Here is a 25,403-nt window from a genome sequence, read left to right on the forward strand (position 1 = left end):
CTCGCTTTATATTGCAAAATTTTATTTTTTAAGGGGAAAGTAATGTTATATGTGATTCCGTTTATCATATTACTCGTGGTCGCCGTTGTTTTAAAAAAGCGTGAGAATGGCCAAAAACAAGAGACCACCTCCCCAAAAAGTATAAGTAAAAAATCGGGCAAAAAAGCGAGTGGTAAATCGAGTAAAAGCTCGCGCGAAAAAAGTAAAGCCAATGTAGTTGAAGAGGTCGCTCCTGCTCTTCCACAAAGTAGTCCTGTACCTGAGACTGTTCGTCAAAATATTCTACAACTCATTCAAGAAAAACAGTTTTCAGCAGCTGAAGCTCAAGTCAATCAGGCACTAAAAAAAGACAACACCCAGCACGAATTATATTTATTACTTCTTGAAGTTCATATTGCTCAAAAAGATGAATTTGCGATTCAACAACTTATTAGCCACATTCGCAGCTTGGCATTAAATGAAATAGCGATTAAAGCAGAGGCAAGACAAAAAGAATATGAGTCATCAAGACAACCTGATGCTATTGATTTTCCTCAAGCTAAAGCACATGAAGAACCACAAGCTATATCGGACACAACTGCTCAGTTTGACCAATTAACAACAAGCTCTTCTGAGACTTCTTTTGATGACTTGCAGAAAGACTATGCTCCTGTAAAACAAGAACCTGCTGTTGAAGTTGAACCTTTAGAGTTTAACTTTTCATTTGAAAAAACTGCAACTACAGAAAATACCAGCCAACCTGTAGATGAACCAGAAGTATCAACATCTCAGCAAGTATCCGAAGTATCTTCATCTCAAGAAACAAATGAGTTAGCTGATTTAGAGTTTTCTTTTGACTTGGCACCTCAGCATGAAACTGAAGAAAAAACTCAAGCAGTAGAGGTAAAAGCAGATCAAGACAGTAGTATCAATGCATTAGATTTTAATCTTGACTTAAATCCTTCAAGTTCAGAGACAAAACCTGCTGAACAAGCTCCATCATTAGATGAAATTAAACTCGTAGAACAAGCGCCATTAGAAGCAGCTTCTATCGCACCTCTTGAGTTTTCGTTAGATGAGCCTGCATTAGTTACAGCACCAGAGCTTGAAACTCAAAATTCTATAGATGTAGTCAATGAAGTAGTTACGCAAGCTCAAATAGAAGATCCACTTCTAGAAGCTTTTCCAGAATTAAAACAAGTAAATGAAAATGAACTCGATTTGAAATTGGCTGAGCAATACATCAAATTTGGAGCGAACCAAGCAGCACGCAATTTATTAGAGAGTGATGAGCAAAAATTCAACACAGAACAACAACAACATGCGAAAAACCTACTTAATCGCATAGCTTCTTAGAACTGTTCGATTTACCATAAGCAGTCAGAGATGACTGCTTTTTTATGCCTGCAAAAATATGAAAAAAATAGCCTTATTTTATATGGGTGGTACTTTTGGTTGTATTGGTGAACCTTTAGCGCCTATGCCTTACGACCAATTCTTACCTCAACTTGAAAAAGTGATTCCACCACACTTAACGGTTGACTGCTTCGCTGCACCCAATATTGTCGATAGCAGTGCCTGTACGGCTCCTGATTGGTTACGTCTCATTCAACGGATACAACAACTACAACTTGAAGGCTATCAACATTTCGTTGTTATTCACGGTACAGATACGCTCAGTTATGCGGCTGCGACCCTAGCTCGCTTTTTAGGCCAAAGCTGTCATATTGTAATTACTGGTAGCCAATACCCGTTACTCAATATTCAAGGTGATAATACTCGTGAATTTACTGATGCAATTGAGAACTTATATCTTGCATTAGAACAAGTGATTAGCTTACCTGTAGGTGCTTATCTTGCATTTCATCATCAAGTATTCCATGCACAAACTGCATTAAAAACTCATACGACTGAACTCGATGCATTTTCAGGTTTAAGTAGTGAAGTTGAGTTTACACCTCAACAAAATGAATTGATCGTACAAGATGCTCAAATTGAAAAGGCTGCTTCATTCCAGATTTTAAACTGGATGATGCAACCGATTGCAACACAGCACTTGGTACAACAGTTACGTCACTTACTTCCTGCCCCACCACACTTTTTGGTGTTACAAGGCTTTGGTACAGGCAATATTGCAGTAAACCCTGAACTATTGGCAACCTTAGATGAACTGTATGCTCATGGTTGTGTTCCAATCTTGGCGACACAAGTGACCTTTGGCGGCATTGACCAACGTTATGCAATTAGTGCTTGGGCCAAAACTGCAAAAATTGTCATTAATGATGCACATAGTCATGCAGATCTTTATGCAAAAGCACTTCAAATCTATTTAAAATACCCAACCCCAGAACAGTGGCTCAGCCATTGGAATGAAAATTTGCATTAAATAGAGGTAAAGCTATGCAACGTTATGCGATCGGTATTGAGTTTAGCGGAGTTCAATATCGAGGTTGGCAAACACAACAGCCAGGCGTTGCCAGCGTTCAGGAAACGATTGAGCGTGTACTCAGCAAAATTGCAGATGAACCTATTGCACTTCATGGTGCGGGTAGAACAGATGCAGGTGTACATGCAACCAATATGGTGGCACATTTCGATACGAATGCCATTCGACCAGAAACGGGATGGTTAAGAGGAGCAAATAGCCAGTTACCTAAAGATATTTCCATTCAATGGATTAAAGTGATGGATGAAAATTTTCATGCACGCTTTAAGGCGACGGCTCGACGTTACCGCTATGTTATTTATAACGCTCCTTGTCGCCCAGCCCTCTTATATAAACAGGTCACGCACATTTACCAACAGCTAGATGTGCAAAAGATGATTAAAGCTGCCAGTAAATTTGAAGGTACGCATAACTTTGAAACCTTTCGCGCAGCAGCATGCCAGTCCAATAAGCCTGTACGACATGTAACGCATTGCCGTCTATTTGAACATGGTCGCTACTTGGTGTTAGATATTCAAGCAGATGGTTTTTTACACCATATGGTACGCAATATTGTCGGATGCTTACTCGAAATTGGTCAAGGTATGTATGAAATAGACCATATCGATGCGATGTTTGCGGCACAAGATCGTAAAGCGGCAGGAGTCACTGCTCCACCTGACGGCCTCTACTTTATTCAATGTTATTATCCTGAGCAATTTGACTTGCCACAGCCACCACTTGGCCCACATTGGTTAAACCTACCTGAGTAGGCTTAACCAATTTTAGTATTTAACGATGCTGTTTACGCTTACGGTATTCAACGGGTGTTTCATTGGTCCAGCGTTTAAACGCACGATAGAATGTACTTGGTTCAGAGAAACCCGTTAAATACACAATACGCTCTACGCTCTCACTGGTATTTGCCAAAAGTTTTTTAGCCAAACGACAGCGATAGTCAGAAAGTATTTGCTGGAAACTGGTATTCGCTTCGCTTAACTGTGTCCGCAAACGGCGCGGTGTAATATTTAATTGTGCTGCTACAGTTTCTAGCGTGGTTTCTCCACTTTCCAGTGTCGAACCAATCGCACGGCGAACTTCACCCACTAAATCATAACGAGCCAGTTCTTGTAACTTTTCAATTGCGAGCTGCTCATGCAATTGCAATAGCTCAGGTTCTGCCTGCCAAAGCTGGAAATCTAAAATGGCAGGATCAAAATATAGCCTTGTTTCTTTCTGACCTAAACTTACTGGGCAGCCATAAACGCGGAAATATTCATCTTCAGAAGCACCTTCACTGAAATTAAAATCGATGAAGATCGGATGAAATTGCCCTTCGGTAATAAATTTGAAGAATCGAAGCACACCTGAAATCGCACATTCTGAAAAATGACGATTAACCAGATTATCAGCACCAATTTGTTCACCATTGGTCAAATAACAACGTCCATCTTCGACGACCAGTTTTGCATCAAATGCATCACTAATGAGACGTTGGTAAGCCAAAGCTCGTTTAAGCCCTTCACCAAAGGTTTCACTACTAATAAATAAGTGTTCAATGACCTGACCACGGTATAAAGGCAAATGTTCACCTAAATGCAAACCGATGTCTGGATCTTTACTGACTTCCTGAGCTGCAGTCCAAAAGGCATACTGTGCACTTAACGGAGTACGTGCATTGGTATCGACCTGATTTAAAGCGACTCCCGCTTTAGTTAATATTTCTTCCGTTGGCAATCCTGCACGACGAATTGCTTGATAGCCAAAACGTAATACAACTGATGCATCTGTTAGCTGACCCACGCAGTGCCCTTCCATGTAGATACTTCATTGATACTTAGGAGCTGTTGACTCTTTTTTCATGAACAGTCCCTAATAACTATGATTTTAGATTAGCGTTGATTGACCAAACTGACAACAGAATTAGAGTTGTTTTGTGAAAAAAATTACATCTTTTTTTACTAGTCATAGTTTAACCAGATGCTTTAACAAGAAGATGTCTATCTTGTTTTTTTTAAATAAATTGACTATAATTTGCGCCTTTCCAATTTGATCATCAGGTAGGCTATGGCCAATAAAGAGGAACTCATTGAGTTCGAAGGCGTTGTCACCGAAACGCTTCCTAATACGATGTTCCGTGTACGTCTTGAAAACGGTCACGAAGTTATTGCACACATTTCTGGTAAAATGCGTAAACACTATATCCGTATTCTTACTGGCGACAGTGTGAAAGTCGAAATGACTCCATATGACTTAACTAAAGGTCGTATTACGTACCGTGCTCGCTAATTAGTGAATGCAAAAAAGCCACATCATGAAGTGGCTTTTTTATTGCGTTATTTATTCACTTAATCGACTGGTTTTACAACCAACTGTTTGGCATTCACGTAATCTTTCTTGTAGCCAATGGTTTCTTTCCTGCGTTGTCTGTAAACGACACTGCACGTCTACACTATTTCTATTTGGATCTGTACATTCAGCATCACGTTGACGTATCCAAGCAAGCTGAGACTTCTTAAGCGTACTTCGTTGCGCTGTATTCAATTTTGCTCTTAATGCCTGATAGTTTTTATTTAGATCAGCATCAGCACTCGCATAGATTTTATTTGTACAGTAAATATCATCATAGGTATTACGAGTAGTGTCACAATTATCGGCATATACCGCTGTTATTCCGAAGCTGCATAAAAGCGCTAAAAGTATTTTTTTCATCTTGTTTTCCTTAAATTTTTTACGAAATAATTATAAAGCCTTTCAGATGTGAGTACGAATTGCTAGATAAACTCATCCTCCATTTATCATAAACTTCCTTTTTTTCTTTACAAGCTCAGCAATCCAACCTACCGTTATCTAATAATAAATATAATTTGATAGAGAGAAAAATGAATATACACACCCTATGTCGAATAAGCCTATTCTCAATGATGCTTATTTATTTGAACAGTTGTGCAACTGATCCACACCAATCTGTCGGCTTACAGGAATATTTAAAAGGCTTTCTGGGTAAGTCATCTACCACTATTCAGCAAGAATTAAACTTACGTGGCCTTGGTTTTCAAATTGCTCATGTTCCCGAAAAAAAATCAAATCAACTCATCTACACAATTTTACGGCCATTAAGTATTCCCATTCCTATGGTGAGTAATCTTGAAATGGGTGGTAATCCCGTCCCTATTCAATCGGGGGCTTTAGGGAGCAATTCTTACGATATTAATTTTAGTTGCAAAGTTATTTTTCAGCTTAAAAATGATATCGCTGAATCAATCCAATATCAGGGCAAAGCATGTTAAAACCTTTCAACAATAAAAAAACGCGGCTTAAAGCCGCGTTTTTTTTAGCAAAATAGCAATTAAGCAAGAGCAGCAACAACTGCTTCGCCCATCTCGGCTGTACCTACTTTCGTCATGCCTTCAGACATAATATCGGCTGTACGGAAACCTTGATCAAGTACTTGCCCTACTGCATCCTCAATTGCTTTAGCAGCAGCTTCTTCACGGAATGTATAACGAAGCATCATTGCAACTGAAAGAATGGTTGCTAATGGGTTTGCTACATTTTGACCCGCGATATCAGGTGCTGAACCATGACAAGGTTCATACATACCTTTACCACTTTCATCTAAAGATGCTGATGGCAACATACCAATTGAGCCTGTAAGCATTGCTGCTTCATCAGACAAGATATCGCCAAACAAGTTGCCTGTAACGATGACGTCAAACTGTTTAGGCGCACGTACAAGTTGCATTGCAGCATTGTCCACATACATATGTGAAAGCTGAATATTTGGATAGTTTGCTTGCTGTAAGTCAGTAACCGTTTGCTTCCAAAGCTCCGTCACTTCTAAAACGTTTGCTTTATCTACAGAACAAACTTTACCACCACGTAATCCTGCAAGTTCAAAAGCCACTTTGGCAATGCGTTTAATTTCACTTTCAGAATAAACGTCAGTGTTATAGCCTTGTTTTTCACCATTTTCTAGTTCACGAATACCACGTGGCTGACCAAAGTAGATACCACCAGTAAGTTCACGAACAATTAAAATATCTAAACCAGCAACAATCTCAGGCTTTAAGCTAGAAGCATCGGCTAATTGTGGGTATAAAATCGCTGGGCGCAAGTTAGCAAACAAGTTAAGTTCACTACGAATTTTTAAAAGACCACGTTCAGGACGAATAGAGCGTTCAATGGTGTCCCATTTTGGTCCGCCAACGGCACCTAATAAAATGGCATCAGCTTTCTTTGCTTGCTCGCTTGTTACAGCTGGGTACGGTTCACCATGAGCATCAATCGCTGCACCACCCAATAGGCCATGTTCCCAAGCCAACGACAAATTAAATTTTTCATTTACTTTATTTAATACTTTTTCTGCTGCCCCAACAATTTCAGGACCAATACCATCGCCAGCCAAAATTAAAATCTGTTTAGACATGAAGTTTTCCATTTTCAAAGACAAGACAGCATTATGACTGTCGTGGTGTTAGTTTTTTCTGTTCGAGAAATTCACCGAGTCCTGTGGTTACATCAAATGGTCGACAAAAACGGCGAATGACACGCCCATCCTGCTCTAAGTCAACACATAATGGATCTGGTACAGAAACATTGAGCAAACTGCCCGAACGGTTAGATTTGTCTCGGTACATTTTAAACATATAGCGATGATTAGCTTTAAATTGGTGGATAACATGTATCGTTTCTGCCCGATCTGGAGAAATCGGATAAAAACGAATGACCACTTCATATTGCTTAGCAGGCACAGACAGATACAAACTATTGCTTTGACTCAACAGCGAACCATTTAATCTCACAATTCCTTGATGAATTGCCTGATTACTAATTCTGCGTGTCTGTGCATCAACGACAGTAATATCATTTAGTCGTTCGAATTCGCAACTTTTTGCACCCGAACAATATATTGCTGCATTCTGCCCCAAATTTTCGTGTTTGGCCTGCTTAATACGAACAGTATCGACCACATTGTAAGTGCTCTGACAAGCACTAAGTGTTATTGCGCACAGGCCCAACAAAAAGCTATGAGTAACGTTCCTCTTCATTGTTCAAGCCCAATCCTCATCTAGTGCATAATTTTAAGGTGTTTTTATGCTTTAGCATGTTAGCAAGAGTTTGAACACGACGCCATGACTATGTTTAAAATGTACCAAAAGGTTAATTTATCTCTTGGAATACCCAAGGACGAACCTGTTTAGTTTTTTCTTCATAAGCGCGAATTGCATCCGCATTTTGAAGAGTTAAACCAATATCATCCAAGCCATTTAACAAGCAATGCTTACGAAATGGATCTACCTCGAATTTAAATGCTTCACCATTTGGTGTACGAACTTCTTGCGCAGCTAAATCAATAGTTAATTGATAACCTTCATTCGCAGCACATTCTTTAAATAACTGATCAACAATGTTCTCAGGCAAAATGACTGGCAACATGCCGTTTTTAAAACAGTTATTAAAGAAAATATCCGCAAAACTTGGAGCAATAACAGTACGGAAACCATATTCGTTTAATGCCCAAGGTGCATGTTCACGACTTGAACCACAACCAAAGTTAGTACGAGCAATTAAAACAGTTGCCCCTTGATAACGTGGCTGATTCAAAACAAAGTCAGGGTTCTTTGGGCGTACTGAGTTATCTTGACCTGGGTAGCCTTCATCTAAATAGCGAAGTTCATCGAATAAGTTGTCGCCAAAACCAGTACGTTTAATCGATTTTAAAAACTGTTTTGGAATAATTAAATCTGTATCAACATTGGCACGATCTAATGGTGCAACGATACCTTGTTCAACTGTATAAGCTTTCATGGTTTGCTCCAGACCGAATTAAAATGAACGAACGTCAACAAAATGACCCGCGATTGCAGCAGCCGCTGCCATTGCCGGACTCACCAAATGAGTACGACCACCATTACCTTGACGACCTTCAAAGTTACGATTTGATGTCGACGCACAGTGTTCACCCGGTTGTAACTTGTCTGCGTTCATTGCTAAACACATTGAACAACCCGGTTCACGCCACTCGAAACCAGCTTCCAAGAAAATTTTATCCAAACCTTCTTTTTCTGCCTGTTGTTTAACTAAACCAGAACCCGGAACAATCATCGCTTGCTTAATGCTAGAAGCCACTTTACGGCCTTTAACCACTTCAGCAGCAGCACGAATATCTTCAATACGTGAGTTAGTGCAAGAACCAATAAACACACGATCAAGTTGAATATCACCCAATGCTTGACCTGCACTTAAACCCATATATTGATACGCACGCGTCCAGTCACTACGTTGTACGTCATCTTTGGCTTGTTCTAAGGTTGGTACAGCTTTCGACACTGGAATCACCATCTCAGGTGAAGTACCCCAAGACACTTGTGGTTCAATCTCTGCACCATTTAATTCAACAACTGCATCAAAAACAGCATCATCGTCTGAATGCAAAGTATTCCAGTAAGCAACCGCTTTTTCCCACTGCTCACCTTTTGGTGCGTAGCTACGGTCTTTTACATATTCAATAGTCTTATCATCAACTGCGACCATACCAACACGAGCACCCGCTTCAATCGCCATGTTACATACCGTCATACGTCCTTCAATCGACATATCACGGAAAACTTGACCACCGAACTCAATTGCGTAACCCGTACCGCCTGCAGTACCGATTTTACCGATAATGGCTAACACAACATCTTTTGGTGTTACACCCTTACCTAAAACGCCATCAACACGAACCAACATGTTTTTTGATTTTTTCTGAATCAAACATTGTGTCGCTAAAACGTGTTCAACTTCAGATGTCCCAATACCATGCGCCAAACAACCAAAGGCACCGTGAGTCGCTGTATGCGAGTCACCGCACACCACAGTCATGCCCGGCAAAGTTAAGCCCTGTTCAGGACCAACAACATGCACAATACCTTGGCGAATATCATTAATGCCAAATTCAACGATATTAAAAGTCTTACAGTTATCATCTAAGGTTTGAACCTGAATACGAGACGTATCATCTTCAATACCAGCGATGCCCTGATCTCGCTCTTTTTTAGAGGTTGGAACGTTGTGGTCTGGTGTAGCCACGTTTGCGCTTAAACGCCACGGTTGACGACCCGCAAGTTGCAAACCTTCAAATGCTTGTGGACTTGTTACTTCATGCAATAAATGACGGTCAATATAAAGTAAGCACGAACCATCATCACGCTCTGTAACTACGTGGTCATCCCACAATTTGTCATATAAAGTTTTGCCTGCCATGTCGTCTTGCTCCATTGGACTGGGTAATTCTAATCTTTCTTCGATTATAGCCAGAGTTTTACATAAATCTAATTTATCATTTTTATAAATTAGAAAACTTTTAGGAATCATTCCCGTGTTTATTTATATTGCTCAAAAATATTTAAATCGGTTTTGTTAATGATTATCATTTGCATAATCCATTTTTAATCTTATACTCTCATCTCTATACTAAAAATATCAAATATAGGTAGAGAGAATAATGATGGCTAATATTCAAAAATTCGTTGTAAACAACCAACGTACATTAAAGAAAACCTTAAGTTACTACATTATGCATATTACGGTAGCAATGCTAGTCGCGTACTTTGTAACAGGTAACATTTGGATGGCTTTAACCTTAAGTATGTTAGAACCAACCGTACAAGCATTTGCATTTTTCTTTCATGAAAAAGTATGGGCAGCAAAAGACCGCCGTATATCAGCTTTAGACGAAAAAGAGACAACTGCTTAGGTTAAGATTAATACGCGAAATCACAAGTTTATAGAACGTTTAGCTGCAAGCATGATACGATTTTGGCTTGGCGACTTTAGCCTCTCTCGATTTTTCTATTCCAAGTAGAGTTGTATTATGAATCTTGCAGCCTTTGAAGCTTTTGTAAAAGTTATGGAAACAGGGTCTATCTCTGTGGCTGCAGATCAACTCTTTATTACCCAGCCTGCTGTCACCAAACGTATTCATAGCCTCGAAGAATACTTCGGCGTAAAGCTATTTGAGTCGGCAGGACGTGGGGTTCAAGCCACTCATGCTGCACATTCGTTATTACCAAAAGTCAAAAACTGGTTAAATGAACTTAAAGATATTCACCACACACTGAGTCATGAACAAACGCAAATACAAGGCCGTTTAAAAATCGGGACGAGTCATCACATCGGTTTACATCATTTACCTGCACCACTTAAACACTTTGTTCAACAGTTTCCACAAGTCACTCTAGACGTGCATTTTGTTGACTCAGAACAAGCCCACGAACAGGTCCTTGCTGGTGATTTAGAGCTTGCATTTTTAACGCTTCCCCCTTCAGGCGATGAGCGTCTTAACTACATTACAATCTGGAATGATCCGTTAGTGTTTGTTGCTGCTCCATTTCATCCATTGGCTCAAAAAAAGAATTTGACCTTACAAGACTTAATCGAATACCCAAGCTTATTGCCTGCTGCACAGACTTATACGGCTCAAATCACTTTGGCTGAGTTCGAAAAACAAGGGCTTAAACCAAAAATCACCATGAGTAATAATCCACTAGAGTCTATTCGCATGTTAGTGTCGATTGGTTTAGGTTGGTCAGTTTTACCAAAAACTCTACTGAATCAAGATATGCAGCAACTTGATTTAGATGTAGAAATGAATCGCCAATTAGGCATGGTGTGGCATCCTGCACGTACTCAATCTAGAGCTATGCAGGAGTTGATTAAAATGATGCAGGAATAACTGTATTAATGACTATATTTTTTAAAAAGGATATAAATTAAAACTGCGAAAGGCAGTAGTAAAAACAGAGCGCCCCAACCAAAGAAAATAGCGGCAAAGATAATACCGAGTAAAGTACCTGAAAATAATAAAAAAATAATGTAAATGAAGAGTTCACCAATGAGTGTGATGAAACCGTCAATCAGTTGTCCACCTAATTCTTCAAGAAGATTACCTTTACGAGTCTTCTTTTCTTCGGTCTCATTCTGATTATCCATCATATCCTCGACACATCATCACGACCGCTTTAAATCGCCCTTACTCTCAATGCAGCAAAAGCGATTTAAATATAAGGCTCATTTCAAGTTGATAAAAAACTCTCATTTGATGCACATAACTTAATTTATCAAAGCTGCAACAGGCTTCGAATTTGTTGCACCATTTGGTTTTCATCAAGCATATGGTGTGGAATCGTCATCGTTAAAAGTTGATCTGATCGAAAATGGCGGTCTACTTCAAGCATAACGTGAGTTTGATTAGTTTCAGCAACGAAAGAAACCTCAACTTCATTAAATCCGCTAAACATATGTGAAGAGACAAATTCAAGCTCTTGGTAACAACCAATGGTTGATCTAAAATTTCGCGCAGTCAGCTGCCCTTTTTCTACATCTACTGTCGATAAAACGAAACCACATCGCTGCATAGCCTGTAGAAACATTTGCATGGCTGGAGTTGGCAGAACCTTTAGATAATCACGATCAGTTGCATCTAATCCCCAATCAACATCCATATGGGTTTGAATCCAAACACGTGCACCATTTCTTCGACAAGCAACTTCGGTAATCGGTGTCTCAAATGGTAATTGAATACTGAAAGGGAAGGAATAAGCTTGATGTGCAGGCAATAAAAAACGAGAATTTACTAACCACTCTTGTAAGACCAAAGGTTGATTAAACTCATGGTCACCAGATTCAACTTCTGCCATTGTCATCAACTTCAAATAAAGACCATTAATCTCTTTCTCAGATGATCCACCTTTAAAGCTAATTTCCCCATGCAATGTGCTGCCTGCTTGCAAGCTCGGGTTCTGTAAAATAGTTTCTACCGTCACACCTTGAAGACCCAAACTAGACATAATTTTACTAAACATTTTTTCTCTAACCTTTCGAATTATTTCCTTTCATCTGTAGCAGCATACTTATTATTAAAGTGCATCATCTCCAGCGAGCTGAATCTTACCATCTGCAACTTTATTCATAAATTGGTTATAGTCATTTAGATTACGTTCTGCATATTCTTCTGCATACATTTGTAATACTTCTACTATCGTATTACCTTCGCCAAGATATCCCATAAGTACATCTGCATTTCCAGATTTAGCATGGGCATGAGCCAAAGCTAAACCACAACTTTCGGCATACTCATAGAAATACTCATCATCCATGTCACTAAGATCAACCGAAATTTTCATATCACGTAACTGACGTACATGAAAATGTTGAGTCGATATGGAAGAGAACCCAAGAAATATATCACTTGCGGCCTGCATGAGCTGCTGACCATGCACTACACGCTCACCTTCGTGATTTACCTTATCTACAAATAACGGGCTGAGAATTGATGGATTCGCTTCTTTCATTTGTAAAATTAACGGTTCCCGATCTGCATCTTGAAATAATGCAATCGCTGATCGTGTACCAACACTTCCGACACCCACCACTTTCAAAGCTACATCTGTACGTTGATAACGATCAAAAAGTACTTGGCGATCATATTTCAAAGAATCACGGTATTGTTGAAAAAATACATCAACATCTTTACCAAATGGCTCATCTACACTTGGATGCCATAATAACGGCGCATCATCCACAAAATGACGAAATCCTGTATCTTGATCTTGCTGGGTAAGCTTCGGCAAAACAGAGTACGCAGTTCTTTTCTGTGCTGAATCAAGATGCTTCTCGCGTTTCTTTCTTAGTTTTCGACACTCAGTATTTTCTAATAATGTACTGGCATCAACTTTTTCATACCAAACTTGGAGTGGTGAAAGTTCTGTAATTTCTAATAAGTGCTGACGATAACTATTCAGCATTATTTTAATTGCTTTTAAACCGACTTTCTCTGCAAGATTAATATCACGCGCCGCAATTACAAAACTGGTTGCTAAACGCTTTACATCCCATTCAAACGGGGCAACTAAAGTTTCGTCAAAATCATTAATTCCAAATAACAGGTTACGTTCTGGACTTGCAAAACCTCCAAAATTACTTAAATGACAATCACCACAAATCTGTTGAAATAAGCCTGAATTTGCCTGCTCCCACGCTTGGTCAAATAGCATTAAAGAAGGCATTCCACGATAAAATGTAAATGGAGAAACGCTCATCCGTTTTGCACGAATCGGCTTGAGCCTTTCTAAACGTGCTTGGTTACTCCAATCATATATTGTTAAGGCAGTTGTACCTTTGGGTCGTTCAGAAAGCTTTGATAGCTGTTCACGTGGAACTTTTTTACGTTGAGCCTTACCTAATTTGAAGCCTTCGCTTTTATTAAGTAATTTCCCCTGATAGCTATGATGTGTTAAATCAATACTTTCATCATTCCAAAGCTGTTTTGGTAATTTAATTTGTACTGTTTTTGACATTATTTCCTCATTTTTAAATTAAAATTTTTTATATTCTGAAATCTTTGCCAAGATAGAATTTATTTTATTAATCATAGCAATATCTGTTTTTTAGCTAAGTTTTATAAGAAATATTAAAAAATGATTTTAAATATAGTTAAGAGTTGGAAGACCTTAAATACCGCATAGCTCTTCCAACTCGATCATCTTAAATCGACCAGTCCTGAATTTCCCAGTTGTGCTCTTGAGCTAACTTTTCAAGACGGTCATCAGGATTTACCGCAATCGCATGCGTTGCATATTCAAGTAAAAAACGGTCATTGATTGAATCTGAATATGCCCAAGACTCATAGACGCTACGTCCAGCTAACCAGTCGTCAAGACGTGCTAGTTTACCTTTTTGATAACATGCCAAGCCCGCAACTTTACCAGTATATTTACCGTCAGCTACTTCGGCATTGGTCGCTAAAATTTCAGTAATACCAAATTCACGAAAAATTGGCGCGGTAATAAAATCACTTGTTGCCGTAATACCCACAATGGTATGACCTAAGTCTTGGTGTTTCTTAATCGCATCGAAGCCTTTAGGGCGCATTTGTGGACGAATCACTTTTTGCATGAACAATTGGTGAAGCTCTGTTAAGTAGCTATTGTCATGTTTTGTTAAGAAACCAAAAACGAATTCATTATAAGCATATGGGTCGAGTTGGCCTGCTTTGTAATCTTCATAAAATTTATCATTCATCTGACGATGATGAACCGGATCAACCAAACCTTCGTTGACTAAAAATTCACCCCACGAGTGGTCTGAATCGGTATTTAACAAGGTATGGTCTAAATCAAACAACGCCAGTTTCATGAAAATTCTCGTTTAAACTGAAATTTAAGAAAAAAAATGTAAATCTATCTCCGCTAGTCGATAGAAATTCGTTAAGATCGTAGCAATTTAAACATTTTACTTTGATCTTTTCGAGCTGGACATAAAAAAGTGTTTGTCCCCGCGATTAAAGTCAACGATATAGATAAATATTTAGGTAGCCAAATGATCGACTCAGAAGGTTTCCGACCCAATGTCGGGATCATTTTGGCAAACGATGATGGACAGGTTTTATGGGCAAAGCGCATTGGTCACAATGCTTGGCAATTTCCACAAGGAGGCATCCAGTTTGGAGAAACCCCTGAACAGGCACTTTTTCGAGAACTGAGAGAAGAAATCGGCTTATTGCCCGAACATGTCCAGATTATTGCGCAAACCAAAGGATGGCTGCGTTATCGTTTGCCACATCGGTACATTCGGTCAGACTCTGACCCTGTATGTATCGGACAGAAACAAAAATGGTTTTTACTGAAGTTAACTGCACCTGCAAAAAACATTCAGTTAAACCTCTCTGACCCGCCCGAATTTGACGAATGGCAGTGGGTTAGCTATTGGTATCCTCTTGGTCAAGTGGTCAACTTCAAGCGTGATGTTTACCGCAAAGCCATGGTGGAGTTGTGTACACAGTTGCCGTTGCAACAATTACCCTAAAAATCATTTATCTAGCAAATGATTTTTATTAAAAGTGCTGTTATAAATACATTCATAGTCTAAAAAATACTGGAGTATACATCCATGTCAAACATGCAACTCGACACTCTAAGACGCATTGTCCAAGAGATTAATGCGTCCGTGAGTTTGCATGAATCGTTAGACATTATGGTCAATCAGGTTGCTGAGGCCATGAAAGTGGATGTTTGCTCTATTTATTTACTCGATGAACGCAACCAGCGTTACGTCTTGATGGCCTCAAAAGGCTTAAATCCAGAATCTGTTGGTCATGTCTCATTGCAGATAGGTGAAGGCTTGGTCGGTTTGGTTGGGCAACGTGAAGAAATTGTTAACCTTGACAATGCCCCAAAACATGAGCGCTTCTTGTATTTACCTGAAACGGGCGAAGAAATTTATAACTCATTCCTCGGCGTACCTGTCATGTACCGTCGTAAGGTTATGGGCGTTTTAGTTGTCCAAAATAGACTTCCTCAAGACTTTAGCGAAGCAGCCGAATCCTTTTTAGTTACGCTCTGTGCTCAGCTTTCTGGGGTAATTGCGCATGCTCACGCGGTTGGCAACATCGATGTATTTCGTAAACCAAGTAATGGGCCTGCCTATAAAACCTTCCAAGGTGCGTCAGGTGCAGGTGGTGTTGCTTTAGGTCGTGCCATTATTTTGTATCCACCTGCCGATTTGGGCGCTGTCCCTGACCGTGAAGCAGAAGATATTAGCCATGAGCTTCGCCTTTTAGATCAAGCGATTTCATCAGTTCGTTCAGAGATCCGCTCTTTAGATGAAAAAATGCATGATTCACTCATGGCCGAAGAACGCGCTTTATTTAGCGTTTTCTTAAGAATGCTAGATGAAAATGCATTACCCGCAGAAATTAAAGATCTGATTCGTGATGGTCATTGGGCACAAGGTGCTGTACGTCGTGTCATTGAAAAACACACTGCCCTATTTGCACAAATGGAAGATGACTATCTACGCGAACGCGTTTCCGACCTTAAAGATTTAGGCCGACGTATTTTAGCGTGTTTACAAGAAGAAGATTCTAGCCACCGTGAACTCAGCCCAGACAGTATTTTAATTGGTGAAGAAATTAGTACTGCTGCGCTTGTGGAATTACCAGTAGATAATATTGCAGCCATTGTAACCTCAGAAGGTGCAGCCAATTCACATATGGTGATTGTGGCGCGTGCATTAGGTATTCCAACAGTGGTTGGTGTCACTGAACTACCTGTTAACACGCTTGATGATGCAGAAATGATTGTGGATGCTTATCAGGGCCGAGTTTTTGTAAACCCGCCACGTCGTTTACGTCAACGTTATAAAGAAATTCAAAAAGAAGATGAGCAAATCGCAAAAGATCTCAAGCAATACGAGACCAAAGAAGCGATTACTCCAGATGGTGTATCTGTTCAACTTTATGTAAATACAGGTCTCATGATTGATGTCGTTCGCGGCGTACAACGTGGTGCGCAAGGTGTAGGTCTATACCGAAGTGAAATTCCATTTATGTTGCGGGAACGCTTCCCAGGTGAAGAAGAACAACGTGCTATCTATCGTCAACAGTTGAGTCACTTTGCCAATAAGCCTGTGGTGATGCGAACCCTCGATATTGGTGCCGATAAAGACTTACCATACTTCAGTATCGAAGAAGAAAACTCGGCATTAGGATGGCGTGGTATCCGTTTTACACTCGACCATCCAGAGATTTTCTCGGCGCAAATTCGTGCAATGCTTAAAGCAAGTATTGGCTTAAATAATTTGCATATTCTCTTGCCAATGGTAACGACAGTAAGTGAAGTCGAAGAAGTACTTTATTTACTTGAACGCGATTGGATCGCTGTGCAAGAAGAAGAACAGGTTAAGATTACCAAACCAAAAATCGGGATTATGGTAGAGGTACCAAGCGTACTGCTACAAATTGATGAGTTTGCTGAACTTGTCGATTTCTTCTCGGTTGGTTCAAATGACTTAACTCAATACTTGCTTGCAGTAGACCGTAATAATCCGCATGTGGCCAGCGTATATTCACACTTCCATCCCTCTATTTTGCGTGCCTTGAGCAGACTGGTGAAGGAATGTCACAAGTACCAAAAACCAGTAAGTATTTGCGGTGAGATGGCGGGTGACCCGTTATCAGCAATCTTACTGATGGCAATGGGCTTTAATACCCTTTCTATGAGTTCAAGTAACATCTTGCGTGTCCGTAAAGCAATTTGTCATGTACCAATGACAGATGCCCAAAAGTTACTTGATGATGTGATGAAAATGAATAACCCACTTATTGTAAAAAGCTGGCTTGAGTACTACTTTAAAACGCATGGTTTAGCCGATATGGTTAAATCTAACCGTCTTGTAACCGTATAAATACTTTAAAAGGAGAGTTTTAACTCTCCTTTTTTATTGAACTATTTTTTAGATTTTCTCGTTATTTCAAACTCTCATTTACTGTACTCAACAATTTTGCTTAACTCTTTAAATCGGTTTTACCTATCAATATAGACAATTTAATCCATTTGAAAAATAAATATTCAGATTTTAGTATATTTAAAGAACGAAGTTGAAAGATATTGCGATGTTTCAATGATTAAGGAGCTCATGCTATGCATCATTATTTGCAAAAGTCGAACCATTTTCCCTCTTGTTTTTTAGTCTTCATGCAGTAAATTGAAGGAATAATAAACAAAGGAAACTTATGTAGTATTGAATAAAAATGATGAGCTGACATAACAGTGAAAAAAATTTAAACGGTTTACTTCACCACTTGTTCTCTCATTTCTTTATTTGATACACATCGTTTTTTAACCCAGAAGTCCAGGAAAATGAGCATTCGGTTCCATTTAAAGCTCAAATAAATATTACCCAGAGAGAATATAATCATGTCAAACGAATCAAAATGTCCCTTTTCAGGTCATAACTCAAAACCACAAGTAGCCCTCGGTGGTGGCACGACTAATTTACACTGGTGGCCAAATCAATTACGTGTTGACTTGCTTAACCAACATTCAGAACGCTCTAATCCACTTGGTAAAGATTTTAATTACCGCGAAGAATTTAAAAAAATTGACTACTACGCCCTTAAAGCTGATATCAAAAATGTATTAACCGACTCCCAAGACTGGTGGCCAGCCGATTGGGGAAATTACACAGGCTTATTTATTCGTTTAGCATGGCATGCTGCGGGTACCTATCGCATGGGTGATGGTCGTGGTGGTGCAGGTCGTGGTCAACAACGTTTTGCGCCATTAAATAGTTGGCCTGACAATGCGAGCTTAGATAAAGCACGTCGTTTATTATGGCCAGTTAAACAGAAATATGGTCAAAAAATATCGTGGGCAGATTTATTTATTCTTGCTGGGAACATTGCACTTGAATCTTCTGGCTTCCGCACCTTTGGTTTTGGTGCAGGTCGTGAAGATGTTTGGGAACCAGATAACGATGTGAACTGGGGCGATGAAAAAGAATGGTTAGCTCACCGTAACTCTGAAGCTTTGGAAGGCAGTAATCTTGCTGCAACCGAAATGGGTCTAATTTATGTGAACCCTGAAGGTCCAGAAGCCAGTGGTGACCCAAGGTCGGCTGCTCCATTTATTCGTGCGACTTTCGGCAACATGGCAATGGATGATGAAGAAATTGTTGCTTTGATTGCAGGCGGGCACACCTTAGGTAAAACGCATGGTGCAGCCCCTGCTGACCATGTTCAGGCTGATCCTGAAGGTGCTCCAATTGAACAAATGGGCTTTGGCTGGTCAAATAGCTTTGGTACAGGTGTTGGTAAAGATGCGATCACTTCAGGTTTAGAAGTGATTTGGTCACAGACTCCAACACAATGGAGCAATTACTTCTTTGAAAACCTATTCAAATACGAATGGGTACAAGAACGTTCACCTGCTGGCGCAATTCAATGGGTAGCAGCAGATGCTGAAGCGATTATTCCTGATCCATTCGATCCGTCAGTTAAACGTAAGCCAACTATGCTAACTACAGATTTGACTTTACGTTTTGACCCTGAGTTTGAAAAGATCTCTCGTCGCTTCCATGACGACCCTCAAGCATTCGCGAATGCATTTGCTCGCGCATGGTTCAAGTTAACTCACCGTGATATGGGGCCAAAAGCACGTTATTTAGGTCCTGAAGTACCTGCTGAAGATTTAATTTGGCAAGACCCATTACCTGCTGCTAGCGCTATACCATCTGCTGCAAGCATTGCTGATGCAAAAGCAAAAATTGCTGCGTTAGGATTATCTGCTGGTGAGTTAGTTTCTCTTGGTTGGGCATCAGCATCAACATTCCGTGGTGGAGACAAACGCGGTGGTGCAAACGGTGCACGCATTGCTTTAGCGCCTCAACGTGGTTGGGAAGTCAATAAAAAAGCTGTTGAAACTTTAACTAAAATTGAAGAACTCAAAGCATCGACCCAATTGTCATTGGCTGACTTAATTGTGCTTGCAGGTAACCTGGGTGTAGAGCAAGCTGCTCAAGCGGCAGGCTTTAACATTAGCGTTCCATTTGCTCCTGGTCGTGTTGATGCATTACAAAGTCAAACTGATATCGAAACTTTCCAATTGCTACTCGGCGCTGCTGATGGCTTTAGAAACTGGAAGAAAGAAGGTATCAACACACCAGCTGAAATCTTATTGATTGATAAAGCTCAGCAACTGACTTTGACTGCACCAGAGTTAACTGCATTAATTGGTGGTTTACGTGTATTGGGCACCAATTGGGATGGTTCACAACATGGTGTATTCACTCAGCAAGTGGGTGTACTCAGCACAGATTTCTTTACAAACTTACTCGACATGTCGAATGTATGGGCACCTGTTGATTCAACAAGTGAAGTATTTGAAGGCAAAGACCGTAAGACAGGTACAGTCAAATTTACTGCGACACGTAATGACTTAGTTTTTGGTTCAAACTCAATTTTACGTGCCTTGTCAGAAGTTTATGCTCAAGCCGATGGTAAAGAAAAATTTGTTCAAGACTTTGTTGCAGCATGGACAAAAGTCATGAATCTTGACCGTTTTGACTTAGCTTAATTTAAGTCAAAATCAAAAAAGCCAGTTCACATTGAACTGGCTTTTTTTATATACAACATTGAGGTTTTAAACAGTTAATTTATGACCTTCTCGAATACAATAAAAAGGATTAGCAAGTTTTGAGGAAGCTTTAATAGCGTGAGCTAAAGCATGCTCTGGATCTTCACGATTTTCATCTGTTAACTGAAAGGTTCGATAGTGAATCGCAACGGAACGATGGGCTTGTAAATCTAAATGTGCATGGACTGCGTCCTGAGGATTCATATGAACATAGCTCATTAGTTTACGAGGTTCATAAGCTCCAATTGGAAGTAAAGCAACACGCGGTGCCCCATAACGTGCATGTATCTGTTTGAAGTGCCCTGCATAGCCAGTGTCACCAGCAAAAAAACAATGTCCTGTTTTTGCTAAAACCGAAAACCCGCCCCAAAGTGCTTTATTTTGGTCACGTAAACCACGCCCCGAACCATGCTGAGCAGGTGTATAAACAATTCTTAACTCGTGATAAGGAATTTCCTGCCACCAGTCCATTTCAATGACATGGAACTCTTTAGGCAAGTAAAACCCGTTACCTAGCCCTGTATAAATCGGCATTGCGAATTTTTTATGTAGCCATTCAAGCGTTGCTAAATCCATATGATCATAATGATTATGGCTCAGTAAAACTCCATGAATAGTTGGCAACTGTTCCAAGGCAAAACCTGCTGGACATACACGGCGTGGACCACGACCATGCAGTGGACTCGCATAATCACACCATACTGGGTCAGTAATAAAGTTATATGGTCCAATTTGAATAAGTACAGTCGCGTGACCTACAAACCAAACTTGCCAATCATCTAAGTCCGCATGAGGGCGATTTTGTGGCAACGCAATTGGTGTATTAATGCGCGCTTCGTATTCATGTTGAATATCTACATTCCATGTATAAGATTCACGGGTAACTAACCAGCGTAATAGCTCTTTCGATCCCCGTGCTGGTGACCTAGGCTGCTGATTATAAAAACGAGTATCTTTTTCGTGGCCCAATTCAGGATGGCAAAAAGGCGGCTTTATCCAAGTATGCGTCCAACAGGACTGAGTCGGCAATTGATACGTTAATGTCGGCTTGTCTTTCATGGGCTTATTCTATGGTTGTAGCATCGAGAGGATGAATCATACTGTCTTCTATCTTAGCGATTTAAATAAATTAAGCTATGAAACTTACATTTATTTATCATATAAATATCCCTTTTATTTTCATCGCCACCCACACACATCAATCTAAACTGCCACAAAAAAATGTCTAGATATGTTGAGTTTGTGATTCATTAATTACAGTGTGTATTAAAAGCTACTGTATAACATAACAATCCTATATAATAAGCCGCCTATAACGGAAGGAGGAATTTTTTTTATCTCAGTTAATCAATTTTTATAAAATTGCTGATTTTTTTGATATGCATAAAATCGAAAAATATAGCAACATACAAGCTATACATTTATTAACAAAATACTATTAATACACAACTATACAAAGATTTCCTTCTATCAAAGCTTCTACAAATAATAGCCTTTTTCATAATATGAGAAAATTACATATTATTTTTCAAGAGTAATTAAAATTTATGATTAGAATTTAAAATAAATTTGATTGTGAAGCTGGATTAATATATTTTATAAATTAATAATTAAAAAATTTTTCATATTAAATTAATAATGATTTATAAATTTTCATTTATTTTATAAATATCTAAAGCATCTTCACGCTATATACTTTTATGCTTTATACTTTACTTAAATCATAGTAAGACATTTTTTGGATTAGTCTTATGGAATTACGCCATCTTCGATATTTCATCACTGTTGCTGAAGAATTAAATTTTAGTAAGGCCGCTCTCAAACTCTACACCGCACAACCCTCCCTTAGCCAACAAATTAAAGATTTAGAAGAAGATGTCGGAGTACGACTTTTAAATCGCACAAAACGTAAAGTCGAATTAACAGAAGAAGGTGAAGTATTTTTAGAACATGCTCGTTTAACATTGGCCCAAGCTGATAAGGCAGTCGCTTTGGCACGCCAAGTCTCGAAGGCTAAACAACAGCTATTACGCATTGGTTTCGTCCCCATTGCAGAAATGAAAATTTTCCCCTATGTACTGCCAAATCTACGCTTACAACACCCAGACCTTACGATTGAACTATCAAGCTTAAACAATACGGAGCAACTCAAAGCCTTAAAAAGAGGTGAACTCGATATCACCTTTACTCGTGACAATACTGAAACTAATGAAATTCAAAGCCAATTTGTTTTAACAGAACCTCTAATTTTTCTATTACCAAGAAATCATCCGCTCGCCAAATACGAACGTATCCCCGTAAAAGCGTTAAATGGTATAGATTTCATTATTCCTGCTGCTGAACAATCTAGCACCCTGCACAATACTATTTTAGAGTTTACTAAAACTTATAATATTGACCTCAATATTGTACAAAAGGCAGATAGTATTTTACTTAACATTAATTCTGCTGGATCAGGACTAGGATGCACGATTTTACCAGCCTATATTGCTCCGCTAGGCGTTGCTAACACCGTGGTTCGTCCTCTCGATGTTGAATTACCTTCTTTAGATTTATTTGTGAGTTATCGTAAAAATACACAATCTGTTGGTGTTAAAAGATTTATTGATCAGCTCAATAAAGTATTTCATCTTGATAAAAATCAAGATTAAACACCAAAGTTAAATCTACTTTTACTCTTAAATAATAAATTAGTTAGAAAATCTAAATTAAAGTATAAATTAAATGCATTTAATATTTATTTTATACTTTAATGAAGTAATTTAATTTTCGATAAATATATTCTCTTTAATTTATAAAATATTATTAATAAGCATAAAGCATATATAAAACTTAATGTTAAATTAACCAAACAGTAAAAAAATATTTACTAGAGCATATGGAGTGTCGAGTAAATGGTAGCACTATTAAAGCATTTGGGTCGTAGCGTGCGAAATCGACCTCACTTCTTTATTGCTTTATTTGTGGGAGTTATTGCCGGAACTCTATTGACTTGGTTCACCTCATGGAAATGGTCTACTATTTTATTAGTCAGCTGGAATGGTTCGATTGGCTTATATTTATTGCATGTTTTCAAACTAATGAAAAATGCAGATCACTCTCAAATGCAGCAGCAAGCTAAAAAACAAGATGAAAGCAAATGGGTCATTATGCTGATTGTTCTATTGGCTTTAACCATGTGCCTAGTTGCTATTTTAATACAGCTCTCACAGCTTCCTTCTGATCATGCTGCAAAGTTAGGTCATGTGGCTTTAGCTTTACTGACCATTGTTTCTGCATGGCTTTTTATGCATACCGTTTTTGCTCTACATTATGCCCATGATTTTTATATGGCTTTATCTAGAAATGAAGAAAATGGTGGTCTAGATTTTCCGGGAACAAAACAGCCCACTTATCCTGATTTTCTATATTTTAGTTATATTATTGGGACTTCTGCCCAAACTGCCGATGTTTCGATTACCACCAAACACATGCGTCTTTTAAACTTATTTCACGCTGTGTTGTCTTTTGGATTTAATACCACCATCTTAGCGATCTGTATTAACGTTGCTGCTGGCTTTCTTACCAACTAAAACTTGTATTTACAAAATAAAAAAGTCACCCAAATGGGTGACTCTGAACAGCAGAGGTTTACAACAATGAGCCCATCGTGCTTTGTTTTAAGCCTTCACGTTGTTTGATGGTTTCAACATAACGCGTAATAGCAGGATGAGATTCAATCGCGTTCATTTTCAATTGCCATAATAGCATTGCGCCAACACTTACATCTGCTGCCGTAAACTGTTCACCACACACATACGGATTAGCTTCACTAAGTCCTTGTACTAAAGCTTGGTAGGCATCGTTGTAATCACCATAACCAACAAACATTTTTTGCTCAGGTGTTACTTCTATTCCTAGAGCTTTATCAACGCCAGCAGCTTCCCAAGGACCTGCCATCAAAAATAACCAGCGATAGTACAAACCACGTTTAGGATCATCTAATGCAGGAGCTAAACCTTTATCGAAAAATTTATCAGCAAGATAAGCACAGATTGCACCTAGCTCATAAATCACGACATCGCCATCTACCAATACCGGCACTTTTCCAAAAGGATTAATTTTTAGATATTCCGGTGTTTTCATTTCAGTCTTGTATTCAACTTCAATACGTTCACACTCAACACCTAATTCGACTAAAAGCCAGTCGACCACAACACCACGTGATTCTTTGTTAGTATAAAGTTTAAGGCTCATTTTTTATGGCTCCTTGTTTATCGTGATGCTAGTCTACAAGGGTCTTTTGTCAGTTTTTGTCAGTAGTCGTTTGCGATTCTTGCGCCCACCATTGCTGGAACAGTTGTTGTTTAAATGATGGATATAACTCTTGGGTTAAACTTAAGTGTTGAATACGATCAAGTCTAAAATGTCTAAAATCCTGCCTGAGTTCACACCATGCCGCCAACACAATTTTGTCATTAAAATATCCCAAGGCAAAAGGCCACAAGGTTCGAACACTACTTCGCTGTTGTTCATCATGATAATGCATCGAAATTTTGACTTGCTGCCGAATAGCTAACCGCACTTGTTCGACTCGATTTTCATCTACAGGCAGCCATGTGTTAAACGCTCTTAGGGTCGTTTGCTGTAATAAATATTGGCGATGCTCAGGCAAAACAGAATTTAATTTAGCTAAGATGGATGTAGATGATGATTGTAAAGACTGGTCAGGCACACTCTTTAACCAATACAGTGCCAAAAAAATAGCTTCAACTTCATCTTCATTGAGTGTCATTGGTGGTAATACAATGTCTTCTTTAAGCTGAAACCCCAAACCTGCCGATGCATCGATTCTCACACCTTGTGCACGTAGACTATCAATATCACGGTAAATACTACGAACACTAATTCCCATACGTTCAGCCAAGACTTGGGCAGTAACTGGATAACGGAATTCACGGAGTTGTTGTAAAAGATTTAATAAACGAATAGAACGGCTCATTTTTCTCGTCTTATTGTTATTAGACATACAATAAGAGGGAATAAATTCCCCCTTCTTATAT

25 protein-coding genes are annotated in these 25,403 nt (G+C 39.1%); 12 read left to right on the forward strand and 13 right to left on the reverse strand.

Features of this window, described 5'->3' with window-relative positions; genetic code table 11:
* Positions 1 to 42 precede the first annotated feature (42 nt).
* Genes AC056_RS03885 through truA form a run of 3 tightly spaced genes read left to right on the forward strand, consistent with a single transcriptional unit; the run spans position 43 to position 3,177 of the window.
* Entirely contained in the window at positions 43 to 1,335 is a 1,293-nt protein-coding gene (locus tag AC056_RS03885) for a hypothetical protein (RefSeq protein WP_139344618.1), read from the forward strand.
* A 58-nt stretch (positions 1,336 to 1,393) separates the two neighbouring features.
* Complete coding sequence (locus AC056_RS03890; protein ID WP_077162791.1) at positions 1,394 to 2,365, forward strand: asparaginase; 972 nt, start codon at positions 1,394 to 1,396, stop codon at positions 2,363 to 2,365.
* Positions 2,366 to 2,379: 14 nt separating this feature from the next.
* Positions 2,380 to 3,177: a tRNA pseudouridine(38-40) synthase TruA gene (truA, locus tag AC056_RS03895; protein WP_077162792.1), complete on the forward strand. Its 798-nt coding sequence runs from the start codon at positions 2,380 to 2,382 to the stop codon at positions 3,175 to 3,177.
* Positions 3,178 to 3,196: 19 nt separating this feature from the next.
* Here the strand turns inward: truA and AC056_RS03900 are convergent, their stop codons facing one another.
* Entirely contained in the window at positions 3,197 to 4,207 is a 1,011-nt protein-coding gene (locus tag AC056_RS03900) for an AraC family transcriptional regulator (RefSeq protein ID WP_004883404.1), read from the reverse strand.
* A gap of 264 nt (positions 4,208 to 4,471) precedes the next feature.
* Here AC056_RS03900 and infA point away from each other — a divergent pair, with 264 nt between their 5' ends.
* Complete coding sequence (infA, locus tag AC056_RS03905) at positions 4,472 to 4,693, forward strand: translation initiation factor IF-1 (RefSeq protein WP_001284370.1); 222 nt, start codon at positions 4,472 to 4,474, stop codon at positions 4,691 to 4,693.
* A gap of 51 nt (positions 4,694 to 4,744) precedes the next feature.
* On the opposite strand, the gene AC056_RS03910 is transcribed toward infA, so the two are convergent.
* Complete coding sequence (locus AC056_RS03910) at positions 4,745 to 5,116, reverse strand: lysozyme inhibitor LprI family protein (protein WP_077162793.1); 372 nt, start codon at positions 5,114 to 5,116, stop codon at positions 4,745 to 4,747.
* A 170-nt stretch (positions 5,117 to 5,286) separates the two neighbouring features.
* On the opposite strand from AC056_RS03910, the gene AC056_RS03915 reads away from it, so the two are divergent.
* Positions 5,287 to 5,694 (forward strand): hypothetical protein, encoded by a 408-nt coding sequence (locus AC056_RS03915; protein ID WP_077162794.1) that lies wholly within the window; start codon positions 5,287 to 5,289, stop codon positions 5,692 to 5,694.
* A gap of 59 nt (positions 5,695 to 5,753) precedes the next feature.
* Here AC056_RS03915 and leuB read toward each other — a convergent pair whose 3' ends face one another.
* The 4 genes from leuB to leuC all read right to left on the reverse strand — a co-directional run bounded on the left by leuB (position 5,754) and on the right by leuC (position 9,652).
* Complete coding sequence (gene leuB / locus AC056_RS03920; protein ID WP_077162795.1) at positions 5,754 to 6,833, reverse strand: 3-isopropylmalate dehydrogenase; 1,080 nt, start codon at positions 6,831 to 6,833, stop codon at positions 5,754 to 5,756.
* A 31-nt stretch (positions 6,834 to 6,864) separates the two neighbouring features.
* Positions 6,865 to 7,455 carry a hypothetical protein gene (locus AC056_RS03925; RefSeq protein ID WP_004698919.1) on the reverse strand — a complete coding sequence of 197 codons (591 nt, stop codon included), beginning with the start codon at positions 7,453 to 7,455 and terminating at the stop codon, positions 6,865 to 6,867.
* A 112-nt stretch (positions 7,456 to 7,567) separates the two neighbouring features.
* Entirely contained in the window at positions 7,568 to 8,215 is a 648-nt protein-coding gene (gene leuD, locus AC056_RS03930) for a 3-isopropylmalate dehydratase small subunit (protein WP_004698920.1), read from the reverse strand.
* An 18-nt stretch (positions 8,216 to 8,233) separates the two neighbouring features.
* Positions 8,234 to 9,652, reverse strand: coding sequence for a 3-isopropylmalate dehydratase large subunit (gene leuC, locus AC056_RS03935; protein WP_213033467.1), 1,419 nt, complete (start codon positions 9,650 to 9,652; stop codon positions 8,234 to 8,236).
* 244 nt (positions 9,653 to 9,896) lie between these two features.
* On the opposite strand from leuC, the gene AC056_RS03940 reads away from it, so the two are divergent.
* Complete coding sequence (locus tag AC056_RS03940; protein WP_031944944.1) at positions 9,897 to 10,145, forward strand: DUF2061 domain-containing protein; 249 nt, start codon at positions 9,897 to 9,899, stop codon at positions 10,143 to 10,145.
* Positions 10,146 to 10,262: 117 nt separating this feature from the next.
* Entirely contained in the window at positions 10,263 to 11,123 is an 861-nt protein-coding gene (locus AC056_RS03945) for a LysR family transcriptional regulator (protein ID WP_077162796.1), read from the forward strand.
* A gap of 5 nt (positions 11,124 to 11,128) precedes the next feature.
* Here AC056_RS03945 and AC056_RS03950 read toward each other — a convergent pair whose 3' ends face one another.
* The 4 genes from AC056_RS03950 to AC056_RS03965 all read right to left on the reverse strand — a co-directional run bounded on the left by AC056_RS03950 (position 11,129) and on the right by AC056_RS03965 (position 14,584).
* Positions 11,129 to 11,380 (reverse strand): hypothetical protein, encoded by a 252-nt coding sequence (locus AC056_RS03950; RefSeq protein ID WP_077162797.1) that lies wholly within the window; start codon positions 11,378 to 11,380, stop codon positions 11,129 to 11,131.
* Between the two features lie 128 nt (positions 11,381 to 11,508).
* Positions 11,509 to 12,252, reverse strand: a complete 744-nt coding sequence (locus AC056_RS03955) for a sporulation protein (RefSeq protein WP_077162798.1) — start codon at positions 12,250 to 12,252, stop codon at positions 11,509 to 11,511.
* Positions 12,253 to 12,306: 54 nt separating this feature from the next.
* Positions 12,307 to 13,746 (reverse strand): DUF2252 domain-containing protein, encoded by a 1,440-nt coding sequence (locus AC056_RS03960; RefSeq protein ID WP_077162799.1) that lies wholly within the window; start codon positions 13,744 to 13,746, stop codon positions 12,307 to 12,309.
* 187 nt (positions 13,747 to 13,933) lie between these two features.
* Positions 13,934 to 14,584: an HAD family hydrolase gene (locus tag AC056_RS03965; RefSeq protein ID WP_077162800.1), complete on the reverse strand. Its 651-nt coding sequence runs from the start codon at positions 14,582 to 14,584 to the stop codon at positions 13,934 to 13,936.
* Positions 14,585 to 14,767: 183 nt separating this feature from the next.
* On the opposite strand from AC056_RS03965, the gene AC056_RS03970 reads away from it, so the two are divergent.
* From AC056_RS03970 to katG, 3 genes are all read left to right on the forward strand, one after another.
* Positions 14,768 to 15,253: an RNA pyrophosphohydrolase gene (locus AC056_RS03970; RefSeq protein WP_019458019.1), complete on the forward strand. Its 486-nt coding sequence runs from the start codon at positions 14,768 to 14,770 to the stop codon at positions 15,251 to 15,253.
* An 84-nt stretch (positions 15,254 to 15,337) separates the two neighbouring features.
* The gene (ptsP, locus tag AC056_RS03975; protein WP_077162801.1) at positions 15,338 to 17,632 is read left to right on the forward strand and encodes a phosphoenolpyruvate--protein phosphotransferase; all 2,295 of its coding nucleotides are present in this window, start codon (positions 15,338 to 15,340) and stop codon (positions 17,630 to 17,632) included.
* 512 nt (positions 17,633 to 18,144) lie between these two features.
* A complete protein-coding gene (katG, locus tag AC056_RS03980; protein ID WP_077162802.1) occupies positions 18,145 to 20,301 on the forward strand; it encodes a catalase/peroxidase HPI in 2,157 nt (718 codons plus the stop codon).
* Positions 20,302 to 20,367: 66 nt separating this feature from the next.
* On the opposite strand, the gene AC056_RS03985 is transcribed toward katG, so the two are convergent.
* A complete protein-coding gene (locus AC056_RS03985; RefSeq protein WP_004698935.1) occupies positions 20,368 to 21,420 on the reverse strand; it encodes an MBL fold metallo-hydrolase in 1,053 nt (350 codons plus the stop codon).
* A 692-nt stretch (positions 21,421 to 22,112) separates the two neighbouring features.
* On the opposite strand from AC056_RS03985, the gene hcaR reads away from it, so the two are divergent.
* Positions 22,113 to 23,012: a DNA-binding transcriptional regulator HcaR gene (hcaR, locus tag AC056_RS03990; RefSeq protein ID WP_077162803.1), complete on the forward strand. Its 900-nt coding sequence runs from the start codon at positions 22,113 to 22,115 to the stop codon at positions 23,010 to 23,012.
* A 243-nt stretch (positions 23,013 to 23,255) separates the two neighbouring features.
* The gene (locus AC056_RS03995; protein WP_077162804.1) at positions 23,256 to 23,933 is read left to right on the forward strand and encodes a DUF1345 domain-containing protein; all 678 of its coding nucleotides are present in this window, start codon (positions 23,256 to 23,258) and stop codon (positions 23,931 to 23,933) included.
* 58 nt (positions 23,934 to 23,991) lie between these two features.
* On the opposite strand, the gene AC056_RS04000 is transcribed toward AC056_RS03995, so the two are convergent.
* Positions 23,992 to 24,597 carry a glutathione S-transferase family protein gene (locus AC056_RS04000; RefSeq protein ID WP_077162805.1) on the reverse strand — a complete coding sequence of 202 codons (606 nt, stop codon included), beginning with the start codon at positions 24,595 to 24,597 and terminating at the stop codon, positions 23,992 to 23,994.
* A 49-nt stretch (positions 24,598 to 24,646) separates the two neighbouring features.
* A complete protein-coding gene (locus AC056_RS04005; protein ID WP_077162806.1) occupies positions 24,647 to 25,342 on the reverse strand; it encodes a helix-turn-helix transcriptional regulator in 696 nt (231 codons plus the stop codon).
* Positions 25,343 to 25,403: the final 61 nt, after the last annotated feature.

The sequence above is a fragment of the Acinetobacter genomosp. 33YU genome, assembly GCF_001990725.1.
GTDB classification, from domain to species: domain Bacteria; phylum Pseudomonadota; class Gammaproteobacteria; order Pseudomonadales; family Moraxellaceae; genus Acinetobacter; species Acinetobacter seifertii.